This is a genomic window from Flavobacterium sp. (assembly GCF_035195345.1).
GTDB lineage: Bacteria > Bacteroidota > Bacteroidia > Flavobacteriales > Flavobacteriaceae > Flavobacterium.
In genome coordinates, this window is sequence record NZ_CP136574.1 from 1,475,515 (window position 1) to 1,494,006 (window position 18,492).

The window sequence follows — 18,492 nt, forward strand, 5'->3', positions numbered from 1 at the left end:
TCATTTGAAGAATTTATACTTAATTCAATTTAAAATTAACCTGCAAACGTTCCAATTCTTGAAGCAGTTCTGAGGAAATTTTTACTTTCAATTTTCTACTAGGCATTGAAAGTTTTGTTTTGACGATAATTTCTTCCTTTTCTACTGGAACTTCTATCTCCATTTCTGCTACTTCACCCGACTCATTCACAATATCTTCTTCTATATCAAGCGGAGCAACAACTGGAATTTCTTCCAAGGCTTTTTTAATTCGATCCAATTCCATTACTTCAAATGTCACCGAATTATCTCCTTTGTTTTCAGAAAATATTTGATTTAATTCTGTAATTACATGCTCTTTAACCTCATTTATTGGAAACATTAAAATCAATTTCTTGGCAAACGTTGGCAACACATCGGCTAACATTTTAGCATCTAAAAACTGAATTCTCGGATCTGATTTTTTGCCTGTTTCGCGATTTACCCAGCCTTCTTTGACATTAATTTTGAAATACACAAACTGATTTTGCAACAAGAAATGTCTGTATTTTAAATATTCTTCATCAAAAATTCGAAACTCATAACTTTCATCATAGCCTTCAAGAACAAAAGTTGCCCAACCCTTTCCGTTTTTTGCAGTTCGATGTTGCACATTGGTTACAATTCCTCCAAAAGAAAGATTTTTACCCAAATGTTGTTCCAAATTTTTGAGCGATTCTAATTTAGTAGAACAGAAATATTTCATTTCAAACTTATAATCATCTAATGGATGACCTGAAATATAAATTCCAACGACTTCTTTTTCTTTGGCTAATTTTTCCATTGTACTCCATTCATCACACGGTGGTACTTGTGGTTCAGCAATTTGAACTTCTGAAGCATCACCAAACAAACTTACTTGTGATGAGTTTTCGTTTTCTTGAAATTTCGAACCATAACGAATTGCTTTTTCTAAAAACGTAATTCCGTCTCCATCATGATGAAAATATTGAGCGCGATGTGTTTCTGTAAAACCATCAAAACCACCCGCTAAAGCTAAACTTTCAAAAGCTTTTTTATTAGCAGCTCTTAAATCAATTTTTTTAGCTAAATCAAATATCGATTTATAGGGAGCCTCTTTTCTATTTTGAACAATAGTATCTACTGCATTTGCCCCAACCCCTTTAACAGCTCCTATTCCAAAACGAACCGCATAATTTTCATTTACCGTAAATTTATAGTACGATTCATTTACATCTGGACCCAAAACAGCCAATCCCATACGTTTACATTCTTCCATAAAGAACGAAACTTGTTTGATATCGTTCATGTTATTGGATAGCACCGCCGCCATATATTCAGCAGGATAATGTGCTTTCAAATAAGCCGTTTGATACGCAATCCAAGCATAGCAAGTAGAGTGCGATTTATTGAACGCATAACTTGCAAACGCTTCCCAGTCTTTCCAAATTTTCTCTAAAATAACTGGATCGTGTCCTTTTTCTGCTGCTTGGTTTATGAATTGAGGTTTCATTTTGTTCAAAACGTCAATTTGTTTTTTACCCATCGCTTTACGCAAAACGTCGGCATCACCTTTTGAAAATCCCGCTAATTTTTGCGACAAAAGCATAACCTGTTCTTGATAAACGGTAATTCCATAGGTTTCAGCTAAATATTCTTCGCACGCATCTAAATCGTATTTGATTTCTTCTTCACCATTTTTTCTTCGAACGAAAGAAGGAATATACTCCAATGGTCCCGGACGATATAAGGCATTCATGGCAATTAAATCGGCAAAAACAGTTGGTTTTAAATCCTTCATGTATTTTTGCATTCCAGGCGATTCGTATTGGAAAACCCCAACCGTTTCACCTCTTTGGAATAACTCATATGTTTTTTGGTCGTCAATTGGAAAATTATCCGGATCTAAGTCGATTCCTAAACGATATTTTACCAATTTAACGGTGTCTTTAATTAAGGTTAGGGTTTTTAATCCCAAGAAGTCCATTTTCAACAAACCGGCACTTTCCGCTACCGAGTTGTCAAATTGCGTTACATATAAATCGGAATCTTTTGCTGTAGTAACTGGTACGAAATTGGTAATATCGCTAGGCGTAATAATTACACCACAAGCGTGAATTCCGGTGTTTCGCATAGAACCTTCTAATACTTTTGCTTGCTGAATGGTTTCGCCTGCTAAATCTTCTGAGTTGGCAATCCCAATTAATTCTTTAACTCTGTCAAATTCTTCCGAACGCAAAGCTTTTTTAACTTCCCCTTCTTCTTCGGCTAAAAATCGGGCTAAATTCCATTTAGAAGGCATCATTCCTGGAATCAATTTGGCAATTCTATCAGCTTCAAAAAGCGGTAAATCTAACACCCGAGCAGTGTCTCGAATAGCTGATTTTGTTGCCATTTTACCATACGTAATGATTTGGGCTACTTGATTTTTTCCATATTTATCAATAACATATTGCATTACTCTTCCACGACCTTCGTCATCAAAATCGATATCAATATCGGGCATGGAAACACGGTCAGGATTTAAGAAACGCTCAAAAAGCAAATCGTACTTAATTGGATCGATATTCGTAATTCCTAAACAATACGCAACAGCAGAACCCGCCGCAGAACCACGACCTGGCCCAACAGAGACATCCATTTTTCTAGCTTCCGCAATGAAATCTTGTACAATTAAAAAATAACCTGGATAACCCGAATTAGAAATTGTGAGCAATTCAAAATCTATACGTTCTTTGATGTCATCGGTTAATTCTGGATAGCGTTTTTCAGCCCCTAAATAGGTTAAATGTCTTAAATAATTATTTTCACCTCGCACACCACCATCTTCGGCATCTTCAGGAACTTCAAACTCATCAGGAATTTTAAATTTTGGTAGTAATACATCTCTATATAAAGAATACGCTTCAACTTTATCGATGATTTCCTGAATATTGATAATCGCATCAGGTAAATCCACAAAAAGTTGCTTCATTTCGTCACCCGATTTGAAATAATAATCTTGATTTGGCATCCCATAACGATAACCCCGTCCGCGACCAATTGGTGTAGCTTGTTTTTCACCATCTTTTACACACAATAAAATATCGTGCGCATTGGCATCTTCTTTATTAACATAGTAGGTATTGTTAGTTGCAACTAACTTCACATTGTGCTTTTTAGCGAAAGCCATTAATGTTTGATTAACCCGATTTTCGTCTTCTTGTTTGTGACGCATTACTTCCAAATAGAAATCGGAACCAAATTGCTCTTTCCACCATATCAAAGCTTCTTCCGCTTGACTTTCGCCTACATTTAGAATTTTACTTGGAATTTCTCCGTATAAATTTCCTGATAAAACAATGATATCTTCTTTGTATTGCTCTACTATTTTTCTATCGATACGAGGCACGTAATAGAAACCATCCGTATATGCAATGGAAGACATTTTGGCTAAATTGTGATAGCCTTTTTTATTTTTTGCCAATAAGACCACTTGGTAACCGTTATCTTTTTTGGTTTTATCTTTATGATCGTCACAGATATTGAACTCGCAACCAACAATAGGTTTGATTTCCGTTTCAGTTGGTTCTTCTCCTGCTTCAATTGCGGCTTCAATTTTTGCTTTAGCGGCTTTATTATGATTCATAACGGCGCTTACAAAATGGAAAGCGCCCATCATGTTTCCTGTATCGGTCATCGCAACCGCTGGCATTTTGAATTTTGCCGAAGCTTTTACTAAATCATTAATTGCAATAGTAGATTGTAAAACCGAAAACTGTGTGTGATTGTGTAAATGTGCGAAAGACGCCTCTTTTAAATCTGATTTTACTTCTTCTGAAATGGTTGTTTGAACTTCCTCTTGTTCAATTTTTTTCAAACGCGCTCTAATTTCCTCAGAGGCTTTTTTCAGATTGATATGTTTTAATCCAATTAATTGGATTTCGCCCAGATTTTTTTCTCGGAAACTTCTTAAATATTCAGGTGTTACATCTAACTCTTCTTTGGTAAAAACTTCTCTTTTGATTAATTCTAAAAAACAACGAGTTGTAGCTTCCACATCGGCAGTTGCATTATGCGCTTCTGCAAACGGGTGGTTGAAAAGATATTGATGTAATTCTGTTAATGTTGGTAATTTGAATCTTCCACCACGACCACCTGGTAATTTTAATAAGTTGGCAGTGATTTCGGTACATGTATCCAAAACCGGCATTTTAGACATATCGGAACCAATGCTCATACGATGAAATTCACATCCCATGATATTGACATCAAATCCTACATTTTGTCCAACGATGAATTTTGTTTTGGAAAGTGCAATATTGAATTTTTCTAAAACTTCCGATAAAAGTATTCCTTGCTCCATTGCCAATTCAGTAGAAATACCATGAATTCTTTCGGCATCATAGGGAATATTAAATCCCTCCGGCTTTACCAGATAGTCTTGATGTTCGATCAGATTTCCCATTTCATCGTGCAACTGCCATGCTATTTGAATACAACGAGGCCAGTTGTCAGTATCGGTAATGGGTGCTGTCCAACTCTTAGGTAATCCGGTGGTTTCGGTATCGAAAATTAAATACATCTATCTGATAATTAAGCAAAAAATAAATTTCTTTTACACTTTTGAATAAAAACAAAAATACATTTTAAGTTAATGAATGCCAATTTAAGTTATCAACAAAAACAAAAAACCACCTGAATTACTCCAGATGGTTTTGATATATTTTAAAAAGCTAATTATTGACCTAGTGGCACTTTATAAAAATGTCCTTCAGAAAAAGTAATTACTTCACCATCACTATTAACTGCATTCAATTTAAATGTTCCTGTAAATAAACCATTTGAAACTTCTTCAATTTCAATTTCTCCATTACTTTGTTGGATATTTACTACTTTAAAAGTGGCATTATTATCTCCTCCTACAATAGTAACAACATCATCTGGAGCGTACCCAATTCCTCTAGCCACCACTGTAATAGAAGTAACTGTTCCATTAGTTGTTTTCGTTGCCACTCTTAACCCTGAACCTGAACCACCAATTGTTTGTGCTCCATTTGCATTAGCTTGATATGATGTTCCTCTAGTTATCATTGGAGAGACTTTAAACGCAGGGCCAGTATATAACCCTGTATCATAAAAATCTGAAGAGTTATTAATATCTCTTGTGTAAGTTGCGAAATTATCCTGATCTATAGTTCCTAAAATATAAACACCAGGATCAGTACTTGATGTTTCCAAGGTAACTGTTTCATATTGATTAAAGGCTGTAATAATCATTCCTCCATCTGCACTAACAGAGACCCTTGCGTCATTTGCTTTCCAATAAACATCATTTTTTTTTGCTAAAAAAGCAGGGGTATTTGTTTTAATGTCTTGCTCGCAAGAAGTAAAGAAAATCGCAACAAATAGTAAAGAAAATATTTTTTTCATTTTATTTTTCCTGAATAAATTAATATAGGTAACAAAAATAACTTTTTTATTGAAAACAAACACATTTTACAAGAAAAAATATTTTAACATTACTTATACATTTGTATTGCAAAGTTTTATATATTTGCACCCTTAAATAACCGGGGTCGAGAACCTCAAATTAATCACAAGATTATGTCAGTAAAAATTAGATTACAAAGACACGGAAAAAAAGGGAAACCTTTTTATTGGGTTGTTGCAGCAGATGCAAGATCAAAAAGAGATGGTAAATTCTTAGAGAAAATCGGAACTTACAATCCAAACACTAACCCAGCTACTATCGATTTAAACATCGAAAAAGCAGCAGAATGGTTACACAATGGTGCTCAGCCAACTGATACCGCAAGAGCAATTTTATCTTACACAGGGGCTTTATTAAAGCACCATTTAGATGGAGGAGTTCGTAAAGGCGCTTTAACTCAAGAACAAGCTGATGCTAAATTAGCAACTTGGTTAGAAGAAAAAGCTGGTAAAGTTGATGCTAAAAAATCTGGTTTATCTAAAGCAGAGGCTGATGCAAAAGCAAAAGCATTTAAAGCTGAACAAGAAGCAAACGCAAAACGTATTGCTGCTCAAGCTGAAGCTGCGAAAGTAGAAGAAGTAGCTGAAGAAGCTCCAGCAGAAGTAACTGAAGAAGTAGTGGAAGCTGCTGCTGAAGAAACTCCAGCTGTTGAAGAAAACAACGAAGAAACTCAAGCATAATTTTATAGCGATTCCATGCGTAAAGAAGATTGTTTCTATTTAGGTAAAATCGCAAAAAAATTTAGTTTCAAAGGGGAAGTATTGGCGTATTTAGACACCGACGAACCCGAATTGTATCAAAATTTGGAATCAGTTTTTGTTGAAATCAACAAAAGTCTGGTTCCATTTTTTATTGAAAGTAGTTCACTTCACAAAGAAAAATTCTTACGTGTTCGATTTGAAGACATTCAAACCGAAGAGGAAGCAGACGAAATTATGGGAAGCGAAATTTACCTTCCACTTTCTATGTTGCCAAAATTAGAAGGAACTCAATTTTATTTCCACGAAGTGATTGGATTTGATGTTATTGACACTCGCATAGGAAATATTGGAAAAATCGCAGCTATTAACGATAGTGGCGCACAACCGCTTTTTGAAATTGACAAAAACGGAACTGAAATTTTAATTCCACTTATTGATGATTTCATCATTGCTCTCGACAGAGAAAAAAAATCGATTACTTTAGAAACTCCTGAAGGTTTGGTTGACCTTTATTTACAGTAGTTCACAGTCGCAGTTACAGTTTACAGTTTTTTTAAATTGTTCAAATTCAATTCTTATTCATTTTGTTCAAATTCAAACAATTTTCCGTAAATCAAGATCGTTGTGCTATGAAAATTGGCACGGATGGTGTTTTGCTTGGCGCTTGGACTCCACTCATCAACAATCCTTACAATATTTTAGATATTGGTGCAGGAACTGGAATTTTATCCTTGATGTTGGCACAAAGAAGTAACGCCGAACAAATTGACTCGATTGAAATTGACGAAGATGCTTACGAACAATGCGTTGAAAACTTTGAAGCTTCGCGTTGGGGTGACAAATTATTTTGTTTTCATGCAGGTTTGGATGAGTTTGTAGACGAACCTGAAGATGAATACGATTTAATTATTTCCAATCCACCTTTTTATACAGACGATTATAAAACTGATAATACTTCGAGAGATTTAGCGCGTTTTGAAGACGCCTTACCTTTTGAAGAATTAATTGAAGCGGCCGCCTTATTACTTTCGGATAACGGAATTTTCTCAGTAATTATTCCTTATAAAGAAGAAGAGCAATTTGTTTCCATGTGTAAAGAATTGGATTTATTCCCCTTAAAAATTACCCGTGTAAAAGGCACACCTACATCGGAAATTAAAAGAAGTTTATTGGCTTTTTGTAGAATGGAACAAGCTCCTTTAATCGATGAATTAATCATTGAAATTTCAAGACATAATTATACTCCTGAATACATTGAATTAACGAAAGATTTCTATTTGAAGATGTAACCCCTAGCCCAGATGGTAGCGGCATCCTTTTTGTTTTTCTAGTATTTCCTTTGCTATGGAATAACGAATTGTTTTTAAAATTCGATAAAACAAAAAGATATAGCGAACAGCTGGATCAAGCTTCTTAAAAATTATAACACTTGTTCATTGATTTGTTAAAAATCTTTACTTACTTTTGTGACTTTCAAATTAAAAACTATGAGACCAGACTTATTTCAATCTCCAGATTATTATTTATTAGACGAATTATTATCTGACGAACATAAAATGGTGCGTGATGCTGCACGTGCTTGGGTAAAAAAAGAAGTATCTCCAATTATTGAAGACTACGCACAAAGAGCAGAATTTCCACATCAAATCGTAAAAGGTTTAGGAGAAATTGGTGGATTTGGTCCATATATTCCTGTAGAATATGGTGGTGCTGGATTAGATCAAATTTCTTATGGATTAATCATGCAAGAAATTGAAAGAGGAGATTCGGGTGTACGTTCGACTTCTTCTGTACAATCTTCTTTAGTAATGTATCCTATTTGGAAATACGGAAACGAAGAACAAAGAATGAAATATTTACCAAAATTAGCCACTGGAGAATTCATTGGTTGTTTTGGTTTAACAGAACCAGATTACGGTTCAAATCCAGCTGGAATGGTGACTAATTATAAAGATATGGGTGATCATTATCTTTTAAATGGTGCTAAAATGTGGATATCGAATGCGCCATTTGCAGACATTGCAGTAGTTTGGGCTAAAAATGAAGAAGGAAGAATTCACGGATTAATCGTGGAAAGAGGAATGGAAGGATTCTCAACTCCAGAAACACACAACAAATGGTCATTAAGAGCTTCAGCTACTGGAGAACTTATTTTTGACAACGTAAAAGTTCCAAAAGAAAATTTATTACCAAACAAATCTGGATTAGGAGCTCCACTAGGATGTTTAGATTCAGCACGTTACGGAATTGCATGGGGAGCGATTGGAGCTGCAATGGATTGTTATGATACAGCATTGAGATATTCAAAAGAACGTATTCAGTTTGACAAACCAATTGGAGCTACTCAATTACAACAAAAGAAATTAGCTGAAATGATTACTGAAATCACCAAAGCGCAATTATTAACTTGGAGACTTGGAGTTTTAAGAAACGAAGGGAAAGCTACTACAGCTCAAATTTCTATGGCGAAAAGAAACAACGTTGATATGGCATTAACAATTGCTCGTGATGCACGTCAAATGCTAGGCGGAATGGGAATTACAGGTGAATATTCAATCATGAGACACATGATGAATTTAGAATCTGTTGTTACTTACGAAGGAACGCATGACATTCACTTGTTAATTACGGGTATGGATGTAACCGGTTTCCCTGCATTTAAGTAATTAAACAATAGATAAAATTGATACAAAATGCTTCTCTTTTCAGAGAAGCATTTTTACATTTGTAGTATATAGATTAAAAAACTTAATTAGAAAATTATCCTATGAATATTCAAACCATAAACCAATCGATACAAAAACAAAAAGAACAATTATTAAATCATTCTTTATACAACAAAGTAAAAACGATTGACGATTTACATTGTTTCTTAGAAAACCACATTTATGCAGTTTGGGATTTTATGTCGTTATTAAAAGCCTTGCAAAATAAATTGACTTGCACTACAACACCTTGGTTACCTATTGGGAATCCAGAAATTCGTTATTTAATTAATGAAATAGTTGTTGCCGAAGAAACTGATTTAACATTAGATGGAACACATCAAAGTCATTTTGAAATGTATTTGGATGCGATGACGCAATGCGGTGCTTCGACTTCTCAAATCGATGCTTTTTTGAAGAATGTAGAAGAAACAAAAAACATTTTTGTATCGATCAAACAAAGTGATTTACATCCGAATGTGAAAGCGTTTTTAGATTTCACTTTTAGAGTAATTGAACAAGGAAAACCACATGAGATTGCTGCTGCTTTTACTTTCGGAAGAGAAGATTTGATTCCGAATATGTTTACTGAAATCTTGAAAAACTTTCAGCAAAACTTCCCTGAAACGGATTTGTCAAAACTAATTTATTATTTCGAAAGACATATTGAATTAGACGCTGACGAGCACGGACCAATGGCAATGCAAATGATTGCAGAACTTTGCGGAACATCGGAACAAAAATGGAATGAAGTCCAAGAAATTTCAGTTTTAGCTTTAGAAAAGAGAGTTGGACTTTGGAATGCAATTGAAGAACAAATGGAACATAAACATGAATTAGTATAAAATGAAAAGCGAGAATTTCTTCTCGCTTTTTTTATTGTTCTGGTGCTATTTCAATTTCCAAACCTTCTAAGTCTTCAGTGATTGGAATTTGACAACCAAGCCTTGAATTATTCTTTACATGATAGGCTTCCCAAAGCATTGCTTCCTCATCTGGATTGCGTTCTAATGAGATTACATCGTTTAAAATATAACACTGACAAGAAGCGCACATGGCCATTCCTCCACAAACACCAACGGTTCCTTCTTCGGCTAATTCATAAGAACGAATTAACTCCATGATGTTCATATTCATGTCGGTGGGAGCTAACACTTCGTGTTTTACTCCGTTTCTGTCGGTTATGAAAATGGTTACGTCTTGTGGCATTTTTAGTTTCAAGTTTCAGGTTTCAAGTTTCAGGTTCGCTTAATATGAAACCCGAAACTTAAAACAAAATTTTTATTTAATCAATCGATTTTACAACAGCTTTTTCAGCTTCTTTTCTTGTTCCATCAAAACCATCTACTCCAGAAACGGTGGTATATTTCAACACATAACGTTTTCCTGGATTGATTCTGTTGTAAACACTTTGACACATTAAAGTAGCTTCGTGGAAACCACATAAAATCAACTTTAATTTACCTGGATATATATTAACATCACCAATAGCGTAAATTCCGTCGATGTTGGTTTGATAATCCAATGCGTTATTTACTTTGATGGCATTCTTTTCGATTTCTAATCCCCAGTTGGCAATGGCGCCTAACTTAGGTGTTAATCCGAAAAGTGGAATGAAATAATCACATACTACTTTCATTCTAGCTCCATTAACTTCAATATCAACTGCGGTTATTCTTTCACTACCATTAAAACCAATAACTTCTGCAGGAGTAACTAATTTAATTTTGCCAGCATTTTTTAATTCTTGTACTTTTTCTACCGAATCTAAAGCGCCACGAAATTCGTTTCTTCTATGAACTAAAGTCACGGAATTTGCTACATTCGACAAGAAAATACTCCAATCTAAAGCGGAGTCACCTCCACCTGCGATTACAATATTTTTTCCACGATATTTTTCTGGATCTTTTACGAAATAATCTACTCCACGATCTTCTTTTTCGTAGAATTCGATATCTTTTAAAACAGGTTTTCTAGGCTCAAAAGTTCCTAAACCACCTGCAATTGCAATTGCTTTTGCTTGATGTTTTGTGCCTTCATTAGTAGTTACTATAAAAGTTCCGTCCTCTAATTTTTCAATGGTTTCAGCGGTTTCTCCCAAAGTAAATCCAGGTTGAAACTGCTTTATTTGCTCCATTAAATTGGTAACCAAATCTCCTGCTAAAACTGAAGGATATCCAGGAATATCAAAAATAGGTTTTTTGGGATACAACTCCGCTAACTGCCCGCCTGGTTGAGGTAAAGCATCAATAATATGGCATTTTAATTGTAATAATCCGGCTTCGAAAACAGCGAAGAGACCTGTAGGTCCTGCACCAATAATTAATATATCCGTTTGAATCATGTTTAAAAATCATTTAGTTTCGTAAAGATACAAATACCGAAATTTGTTATACGTTACAATAGTTACAAAGGTGCAAAATTGAAAAATTCAATAATAAAATTGTATGATAATAATCAGTTATGCAATGTTTTCTACCGTTTCTATCTGGGGCGCATACTTTTTTATTGTAGTTTCTACACCTGCTTTCATAGTACTAACGCTAAAATTACAACTTGTACAAGCACCTTCTAATCGCACCTTTACATGTTTGTCATCAATAATTTCAACTAATGAAATATTCCCACCATCAGAATTCAAAAATGGACGAATTTCTTCCAATGCTTTTTCTACGTTTTCTTTAATTTCTATTGTAGTCATAATTTTTAGTTTTCAGTCGCAGTTTTCAGTCGCAGTAAACAGCTTAAACTGTAAACTGAGACTGTAAACTGATTACTATTTTTTAACAGCAGAACATCCTGCCATTGTTGTTATTTTGATAGCTTCAGTTGGCGGTAATGTTTCGTTTCTACTAACTGTTTCTTGTACTACATTTCTTGTAATCGTTTCAAAAACCCCTTCTAAAACAGATGCTGTTTGTAGAGCAGCAGGGCGACCAAAATCTCCTGCTTCACGAATACTTTGTACTAATGGCACTTCTCCTAAAAGAGGTACTTGCAAATCAGCGGCTAAATTTTTCGCACCTTCTTTACCAAAAATATAGTATTTATTTTCAGGAAGTTCTTCTGGTGTAAAATACGCCATATTTTCAATAATTCCTAAAACCGGAACATTGATTGATTCAGACATAAACATTGAAACTCCTTTTTTAGCATCAGCTAAGGCAACAGCTTGCGGCGTACTTACCACGACTGCTCCAGTAATTGGCAACGATTGCATAATTGATAAATGAATGTCGCCGGTTCCAGGTGGTAAATCGATTAGCATAAAATCTAATTCGCCCCAATTAGCATCAAAAATCATTTGATTTAATGCTTTGGCAGCCATTGGTCCTCTCCAAATAACCGCTTGATCAGGTTTTGTAAAAAATCCGATAGACAAAATTTCTACACCATAACTAGAAACAGGTTGCATTTTTGATTTTCCATCTACTTCAACTGAAATAGGCTTCGAATTTTCAACATCAAACATGATTGGCATTGAAGGCCCATAAATATCCGCATCTAGAACCCCAACTTTGAATCCCATTTTAGCTAAAGAAACAGCTAAATTTGCTGTGATTGTAGATTTACCAACACCTCCTTTACCAGAGGCAACAGCTATAATATTAGAAATTCCAGGAATTTGTTTTCCTCTAATTAAATTAGGATTTTCTGGTTTTTCTGGTGCTTCAACTTTAATATTAACTTTTACTTTGGCTTTCTCGTATACTTTTTCATGAATAACTTTAATAATATCCACTTCAGCACGCTTTTTTATATGCAAAGCTGGCGTTGATAAAAGTAAATCAACAACAACCTCATCTCCAAAAGTAATTACATTTTGAACTGCACCACTTTCTACCATATTTTTTCCTTCACCTGCTACCGAAATGGTTTCTAATGCAGCTAAAATTTCTTTTCTATCTAATTTCATTTTTTTGAATAAAAGTTAAGGCGTTTAAAGGTTTAAAAGTGTTTTACTTTTTATTTAAACTGAATACGAATTGCAAAGATAATAAGAAGTTTAGGAGTTTAAAAGTTTAGGAGTTTAAAGTTTTTATAATTTGATAGTTATAATCTATAGTATAAAAAAAAGCAACCTTTATGAAAGATTGCTTTTAAAACTAAATGAAAATTGAATTATTAATACTGTAAAAACAAATTGAAACTAATCTCAACATTGTCATTAACTACCACCATGCCTAATAATTTTTTAGGAGATTTTAACTTAAAATCTTTGATATTCAATTTCAACTGGCCTTTTACATTAGCATTATTTTGATTGTAAGCTACTGGAACCATGTATTCTTTTTCTATTCCAGCTATTTTTATATTTAATTTAGCAGAGATGTTCTCTTTTACTATAATTAATTCTCTTACATTTATAACAATATGCGGGTATTCTTCTGCTTTAAGTATAGATTTAAAATCTTTAGTAATCATTTTATGAGCACAATCAAAACCAGTGCTTTTTATATCGATTTTAGCTCCTTCTAATAGCATTTTTGAATTGTTTCTTGTTATAGAAACATGCAAATCATTTTCAATAAATTCTGAATTGTATTTGCATTCAAAACTATTAACATTCGATTTCCCTTTAATAGTTACTTCACTTTTATTTGTGATTTTAACTTTAGATTGATTTTTTGAAAAACCAAAACTTAAAAGAATTAAAATGGCTATTATATGTAGTGATTTCATAATCTTAAAATAAAAGCGAAAAGCAAGATTGCTTTTCGCTTTTAGATTTACTTTTTTTTTTTAGAATGTAATTACAGCTTCAAACATTAATCCGTTGAATTTTCCACCGTATAAATCATTTAAACTATTTCCACTAAATTGTGTATAATCTTTATAAGATTGTGTAGTGTAAGCTAATTTTGCTAAAATGTTTTTTGTCATAAACCAACCTACCGTTGATTCAAATCTATTAACACTTACTTTATCAACATCTGCTTTAGCTAATTTACCTGATACAACATTATATCTTGCGCCTACATAAAATTTCTCGTTTGTACCAAATCTGTAAACTACATCTCCAGCGTATTGATTTACTTTACGAGTAGCATCTACTCCTTTTTTATCACCACCTTGAGCTAATTCAATAGTTCCAAAGAATTCAAATCCTTTAAATTTCACAAATGGATTGAACATTACCGTTGTAAACCAGTTACCAAATCCAGGATTAAATCTACCTGTTGTTGGATTAGCAGCTAAATCTGTTGTGGCATTATTTGTAACACTAGTTGCGTTGTAATTATAAGCAGCATGAGACATTACATAGTAATAACGGCTACCCGCTCTATCTGAACTCCATGGATTACCACTCATGTTTGAGTTGTGAGATAATGATCCTGTAAATCTTACTCTTAAATCAGTATTAATTTGTTTGTCAAAACCCAATTTAGCTAAAATTGTTGGACTAATTGTTGTGTTTTGATCTGGTGTTGCAACAGTTGTTGTACCAGAAACAAACTCTGTAACATTTTGATTCAATTTACCGTTAGTGATACCAAACATTGAAACAAAACCACTTCTGTTATAGTAAATTTCAGCACCCATTTCTGTTGTAAATGAATCCATAATGTTACTTTCAATGAAAGGATTTACTAGCGCACTACCATTATCTGATCTTCTAAAATGGGCATCACCATAGTTGTTTTCCATTTGTCCAATTTTAATAGTAGCATATTTCATGAATCCCGCTAAGAAATCTTTTTTAATGAAATCTAATTTGTCGATTTGTAAATATCCACCTTTTACCCAAGTTTCGTTATGGTGTCTTGCAGCTAAATATAAATCTAAATTTACACGAACTCCATCATATAATTGAGCTCCAATTGTCATATTTGCAGTTGGTAAATTAAATTGGTTTTCCAAATTATTTAATCTATAATTTGTAATTGCTGCTCCATTTGAAGCAACATACGTTCCTCCTTGTTGGTCATTAAAAGAATTCATTGCTTGAAATTGTAATGCAAATGCACCACCTAAATCAATGCTTAATCCTTTAAATTCAACACTATCTTTCTTAACATCAAATTGATTAATTGCTCTTTGGTCTCTAGGAATCATATTTTGCATTTGTCCAAAAGTAGTTGATTGAGCTTGTGATACACCAGTAAAACTTAGGGCTACTATCAGTACGGATAATTTAATAAATGTTCTCATGATTTTTAAAATTTAATATATGTATTTTAGTTATAAGTTCGTTATTTGAATTAATTGTAAGTTACTTTAAAATCGACTATAACATCTTTACCAGTTTTAATTGTTCCCATTAAAGCTGTAGGTGGCTCAACACCATAAACTGTCATGTCAATTTTATGTTTACCAGAGAAAATTATTTTTTTCCCAACAAGCTTAACTGTAAATGTTTGATTAATTCGTTTTGTTGCTCCAGCAATGGTTAAATCGCCTTGCGTTTCAATGGTATAGTTATTATCTGAAACTGTAGTGATTTTAATAACTTTAACTAATTTGAAACTGATGTTTTTATTTGTTGTACTTTTTAATGCTTTAAAAGTGTTTTTATCCATTCCACTTTTGCCACTTTTTAATTGCTCAACTTCTACAATAAAATCTAAATTTTTAACAACTTTTAAATCGCCAGACTCTAGAGTTACTGAAGCTTTTCCACTCATAGCTTTTGCTTCAATTGTCCAATCATGCAAATTTGAAGTTCCGTCTACAACTAATTTACTTTCTGCTAATATCACTTTAGATTCTTGTGCAACTAAAGTATTAAAATTACATAACACAAATAAAAGTGTTAGAAAAGTTCCAAACTGTGTTTTTAAATTGCTCATAATACCTAATTTTAATAAATTTATTATTTGTTCTAATTTTATAGTACAAATTTCAGTTTAAAAAAAAAGGTATAACATGACAATTGTCACATTTGTAAAAAAATGTTAATATTATTTTAAGAAGTGTTTAAGTTGGTCAATAAAACCGCGCAAAGTAATAATAGAATTATTTTTTCGGGATAGGTTCCCAATAATGTTTTTCTAAATCCAGAATTTGATTCTCTTTGATTATTATTCCTTCATTTTCAAGAAGTTGCTGCATTAGATTTGTACCTTCAAAATGATGTTTCCCTGTTAGCAACCCTTTTCTATTGACTACACGATGCGCTGGAACATCTTCTAAGTTATGCGAAGCATTCATTGCCCAGCCTACCATTCTGGCAGAACGAGCTGTTCCTAAAGCTTTTGCTATGGCACCATAAGATGTAACTTTTCCCGCAGGAATTTGTCGAACGATTTCATAAACACGTTCAAAAAAGTTATCGTTATTAGAGGTTGATTTGGCCAAAAGTCTAAAAATACATTTTATATAGCGAAGAAAATGCAACAATTCCGGTTAAAGCAGCAATTAAAAAATTGATGTTTTTTACAATGAATGTTAGTTTATGCTCAATTAATTTAAAAAAGCGCGCATATAAATAAAAAACAAAATAGGTTCCAATAGCAGCCGAAAGAGAAAACAACACAATAGATATCATATCATACTGAAACAAATCTTTTGAGGACATCATTAATGAAGTTAGCGCATACCATGGAATAGCAAACATATTAAAAGAGGACATTGCCATCCCGTAAAAAAAACGATTTCTTTTTTTATCGATTTTAACTTTAATATCTTTTTTCTTTTTGGCATTAATACCCATTACAATGAAGGCTATCGTTAAACCAATAAATATAAAGGTTCCTACTTTCTTTAATCCTTCACTAAAAACAGGATTAGCATCTAAAAACTTTGCAAAATAAGTTCCTAAAAAACTTTGAACAAAAACCACCACAACTGCTCCAAAAGCAAAATTGAGCGCTTGTTTTTGGTTTTCTTTAATACTCAATTTGGCAATTGTCATATTTAACATGCCCGGAATAATGATACCTCCTATAGAGATTATCAAACCTAAAAAGATAGCTAAAACAAACGTCATAAATTGATTTTTATCAAAAGTAAGGAACAATTACAAAATGAATGTAACATACATTACTTAATTCTAAATTGAATGTAAGTAATTGATTTATTGACTTCTAAGTATTGACTTTCATAAAAAGTTTGAATTCCAGTAACTTCTGCTGGGGCACCTTCATTTTTATAAATATTATGATTCGCATAAAGCACTTCATACCCTAAGCCATGTAACAACCCTAGAGTATACCCATGCATAAATTCTGAATCTGTTTTTAAATGCATCAAACCGTTTGGCTTTAGGATTTTTTTATAATTGTCTAAAAACGCAGCATTGGTCATTCTATGCTTAGTTCTTTTGTATTTGATTTGCGGATCTGGGAAGGTTATCCAAATTTCTGATACTTCATTCTGAGTAAAAATGTGATGAATTAATTCGATTTGAGTTCTTACAAATGCCACATTATTCATGCCAGTTTCTACCGCTGTTTTTGCACCACGCCAAAACCTAGCTCCCTTAATATCAATTCCAATAAAGTTTTTTTCTGGGAATCTTTCAGCCAAACCTACAGAATATTCTCCTTTTCCACATCCTAATTCTAACACAATTGGATTGTCGTTTTTAAAGAATTCTTTATTCCATTTCCCTTTCAAAGGAAATTGATCGCCAACCACTTCTTCTCGTGTTGGTTGAAAAACATTGTCAAACGTTTCGTTTTCGCTGAATCTTTTTAATTTATTTTTACTTCCCACCTTTAATATATTTTGGGCAAAATTAAGGAAATAATTAGCATCACAAATAATCTTTTAATAATGTTTCTATAACCTTAACAATAGAAATGTTTTATTGCTTTGCAAAAAAGTATTATTTTGAAGAAAAGAAAGGTAGAAGTTGTTGTAATTTCAGATGTTCACTTAGGAACTTATGGTTGTCATGCAAAAGAATTGTTAACTTATTTGTCTTCTATAAAACCTAAAATTTTAATTCTAAATGGCGATATTATTGATATTTGGCAGTTTAGAAAATCTTATTTCCCTAGTAGTCATTTAAATGTGATTAAAAAAATCATTTCATTAAGTTCAAAAGGAACAAAAGTGCATTACTTAACAGGGAACCACGACGAATTCTTACGAAAATTTACCGATTTACATTTGGGCAACTTAAGTCTAGAAAACAAATTAGTTTTAGAATTAGACGGAAAAAAAGCATGGATTTTTCATGGCGATGTTTTTGATGCTTCAATAACTCAAGCAAAATGGTTAGCAAAATTGGGGGGCTGGGGTTATGATATCTTAATCTTGATTAATCGATTTATCAATTGGATATTAGCTAGATTTAACAAAGAACCTTATTCGCTTTCGAAAAAAATTAAAAATAATGTAAAATCTGCTGTTAAATTTATCACTAACTTTGAAAATGTTTGTGTTGAATTAGCTATTGAAAATGGTTATGAATACGTAATTTGTGGCCATATTCACGAACCAAAGATTGAGTTAATGGAAAATGAAAAAGGAGAAACTTTCTATTTGAATTCAGGAGACTGGGTTGAGAACTTAACCGCTTTAGAATACAACAACAAAAAATGGAAATTATACAAACACGAAGTAAATAAAGTAACCGAGGATGAAGAATATAATTTTGAAAGCGAAAATAAACTAGCCGAACAATTCATTACTATTCTAAAAAAATAATCCATTTAATTCCTTAATGGTTCAATTTGTATCAATA

General features: G+C 32.9%; 18 protein-coding genes. 6 read left to right on the forward strand and 12 right to left on the reverse strand.

The window, feature by feature from the left end; translation table 11 throughout:
* Nucleotides 1-19 precede the first annotated feature (19 nt).
* Both dnaE and RSE15_RS07150 read right to left on the reverse strand, forming a co-directional pair.
* The gene (dnaE, locus tag RSE15_RS07145) at nt 20-4,543 is read right to left on the reverse strand and encodes a DNA polymerase III subunit alpha (protein WP_324067016.1); all 4,524 of its coding nucleotides are present in this window, start codon (nt 4,541-4,543) and stop codon (nt 20-22) included.
* A 155-nt stretch (nt 4,544-4,698) separates the two neighbouring features.
* Nucleotides 4,699-5,391: a DUF6252 domain-containing protein gene (locus tag RSE15_RS07150; RefSeq protein ID WP_324067018.1), complete on the reverse strand. Its 693-nt coding sequence runs from the start codon at nt 5,389-5,391 to the stop codon at nt 4,699-4,701.
* A 174-nt stretch (nt 5,392-5,565) separates the two neighbouring features.
* Between RSE15_RS07150 and RSE15_RS07155 the strand changes: the two genes are divergently transcribed.
* The 5 genes from RSE15_RS07155 (at nt 5,566) to RSE15_RS07175 (ending at nt 9,703) form a co-directional block, all read left to right on the forward strand.
* Nucleotides 5,566-6,132 carry a 30S ribosomal protein S16 gene (locus RSE15_RS07155; RefSeq protein WP_324067021.1) on the forward strand — a complete coding sequence of 189 codons (567 nt, stop codon included), beginning with the start codon at nt 5,566-5,568 and terminating at the stop codon, nt 6,130-6,132.
* 15 nt (nt 6,133-6,147) lie between these two features.
* Entirely contained in the window at nt 6,148-6,675 is a 528-nt protein-coding gene (gene rimM, locus RSE15_RS07160; RefSeq protein ID WP_324067023.1) for a ribosome maturation factor RimM, read from the forward strand.
* A gap of 62 nt (nt 6,676-6,737) precedes the next feature.
* Nucleotides 6,738-7,442: a tRNA1(Val) (adenine(37)-N6)-methyltransferase gene (locus RSE15_RS07165; RefSeq protein WP_324067025.1), complete on the forward strand. Its 705-nt coding sequence runs from the start codon at nt 6,738-6,740 to the stop codon at nt 7,440-7,442.
* A gap of 198 nt (nt 7,443-7,640) precedes the next feature.
* On the forward strand, nt 7,641-8,819 hold the full coding sequence (locus tag RSE15_RS07170) for an acyl-CoA dehydrogenase family protein (protein ID WP_324067027.1): 1,179 nt from the start codon (nt 7,641-7,643) through the stop codon (nt 8,817-8,819).
* Nucleotides 8,820-8,920: 101 nt separating this feature from the next.
* Nucleotides 8,921-9,703 carry a DUF3050 domain-containing protein gene (locus tag RSE15_RS07175; protein WP_324067030.1) on the forward strand — a complete coding sequence of 261 codons (783 nt, stop codon included), beginning with the start codon at nt 8,921-8,923 and terminating at the stop codon, nt 9,701-9,703.
* A gap of 31 nt (nt 9,704-9,734) precedes the next feature.
* Here RSE15_RS07175 and RSE15_RS07180 read toward each other — a convergent pair whose 3' ends face one another.
* From RSE15_RS07180 to trmB, 10 genes are all read right to left on the reverse strand, one after another.
* Complete coding sequence (locus RSE15_RS07180; protein ID WP_324067032.1) at nt 9,735-10,067, reverse strand: 2Fe-2S iron-sulfur cluster-binding family protein; 333 nt, start codon at nt 10,065-10,067, stop codon at nt 9,735-9,737.
* A gap of 76 nt (nt 10,068-10,143) precedes the next feature.
* Nucleotides 10,144-11,202 carry an NAD(P)/FAD-dependent oxidoreductase gene (locus RSE15_RS07185; RefSeq protein WP_324067034.1) on the reverse strand — a complete coding sequence of 353 codons (1,059 nt, stop codon included), beginning with the start codon at nt 11,200-11,202 and terminating at the stop codon, nt 10,144-10,146.
* Between the two features lie 117 nt (nt 11,203-11,319).
* Nucleotides 11,320-11,559, reverse strand: coding sequence for a NifU family protein (locus RSE15_RS07190; RefSeq protein WP_324067036.1), 240 nt, complete (start codon nt 11,557-11,559; stop codon nt 11,320-11,322).
* 75 nt (nt 11,560-11,634) lie between these two features.
* The gene (locus RSE15_RS07195) at nt 11,635-12,774 is read right to left on the reverse strand and encodes an Mrp/NBP35 family ATP-binding protein (protein WP_324067038.1); all 1,140 of its coding nucleotides are present in this window, start codon (nt 12,772-12,774) and stop codon (nt 11,635-11,637) included.
* A gap of 209 nt (nt 12,775-12,983) precedes the next feature.
* Nucleotides 12,984-13,541, reverse strand: coding sequence for a YceI family protein (locus RSE15_RS07200; protein ID WP_324067040.1), 558 nt, complete (start codon nt 13,539-13,541; stop codon nt 12,984-12,986).
* 60 nt (nt 13,542-13,601) lie between these two features.
* On the reverse strand, nt 13,602-15,011 hold the full coding sequence (locus RSE15_RS07205; RefSeq protein ID WP_324067042.1) for a hypothetical protein: 1,410 nt from the start codon (nt 15,009-15,011) through the stop codon (nt 13,602-13,604).
* A 50-nt stretch (nt 15,012-15,061) separates the two neighbouring features.
* On the reverse strand, nt 15,062-15,649 hold the full coding sequence (locus tag RSE15_RS07210) for a YceI family protein (protein ID WP_324067045.1): 588 nt from the start codon (nt 15,647-15,649) through the stop codon (nt 15,062-15,064).
* A 166-nt stretch (nt 15,650-15,815) separates the two neighbouring features.
* Nucleotides 15,816-16,157 (reverse strand): MGMT family protein, encoded by a 342-nt coding sequence (locus RSE15_RS07215; RefSeq protein WP_324067047.1) that lies wholly within the window; start codon nt 16,155-16,157, stop codon nt 15,816-15,818.
* A 4-nt stretch (nt 16,158-16,161) separates the two neighbouring features.
* A complete protein-coding gene (locus RSE15_RS07220) occupies nt 16,162-16,788 on the reverse strand; it encodes a hypothetical protein (protein ID WP_324067049.1) in 627 nt (208 codons plus the stop codon).
* Nucleotides 16,789-16,841: 53 nt separating this feature from the next.
* Nucleotides 16,842-17,516, reverse strand: a complete 675-nt coding sequence (gene trmB / locus RSE15_RS07225) for a tRNA (guanosine(46)-N7)-methyltransferase TrmB (RefSeq protein ID WP_324067051.1) — start codon at nt 17,514-17,516, stop codon at nt 16,842-16,844.
* A gap of 117 nt (nt 17,517-17,633) precedes the next feature.
* On the opposite strand from trmB, the gene RSE15_RS07230 reads away from it, so the two are divergent.
* Complete coding sequence (locus RSE15_RS07230; RefSeq protein WP_324067053.1) at nt 17,634-18,455, forward strand: UDP-2,3-diacylglucosamine diphosphatase; 822 nt, start codon at nt 17,634-17,636, stop codon at nt 18,453-18,455.
* The last annotated feature ends 37 nt before the right edge of the window (nt 18,456-18,492 follow it).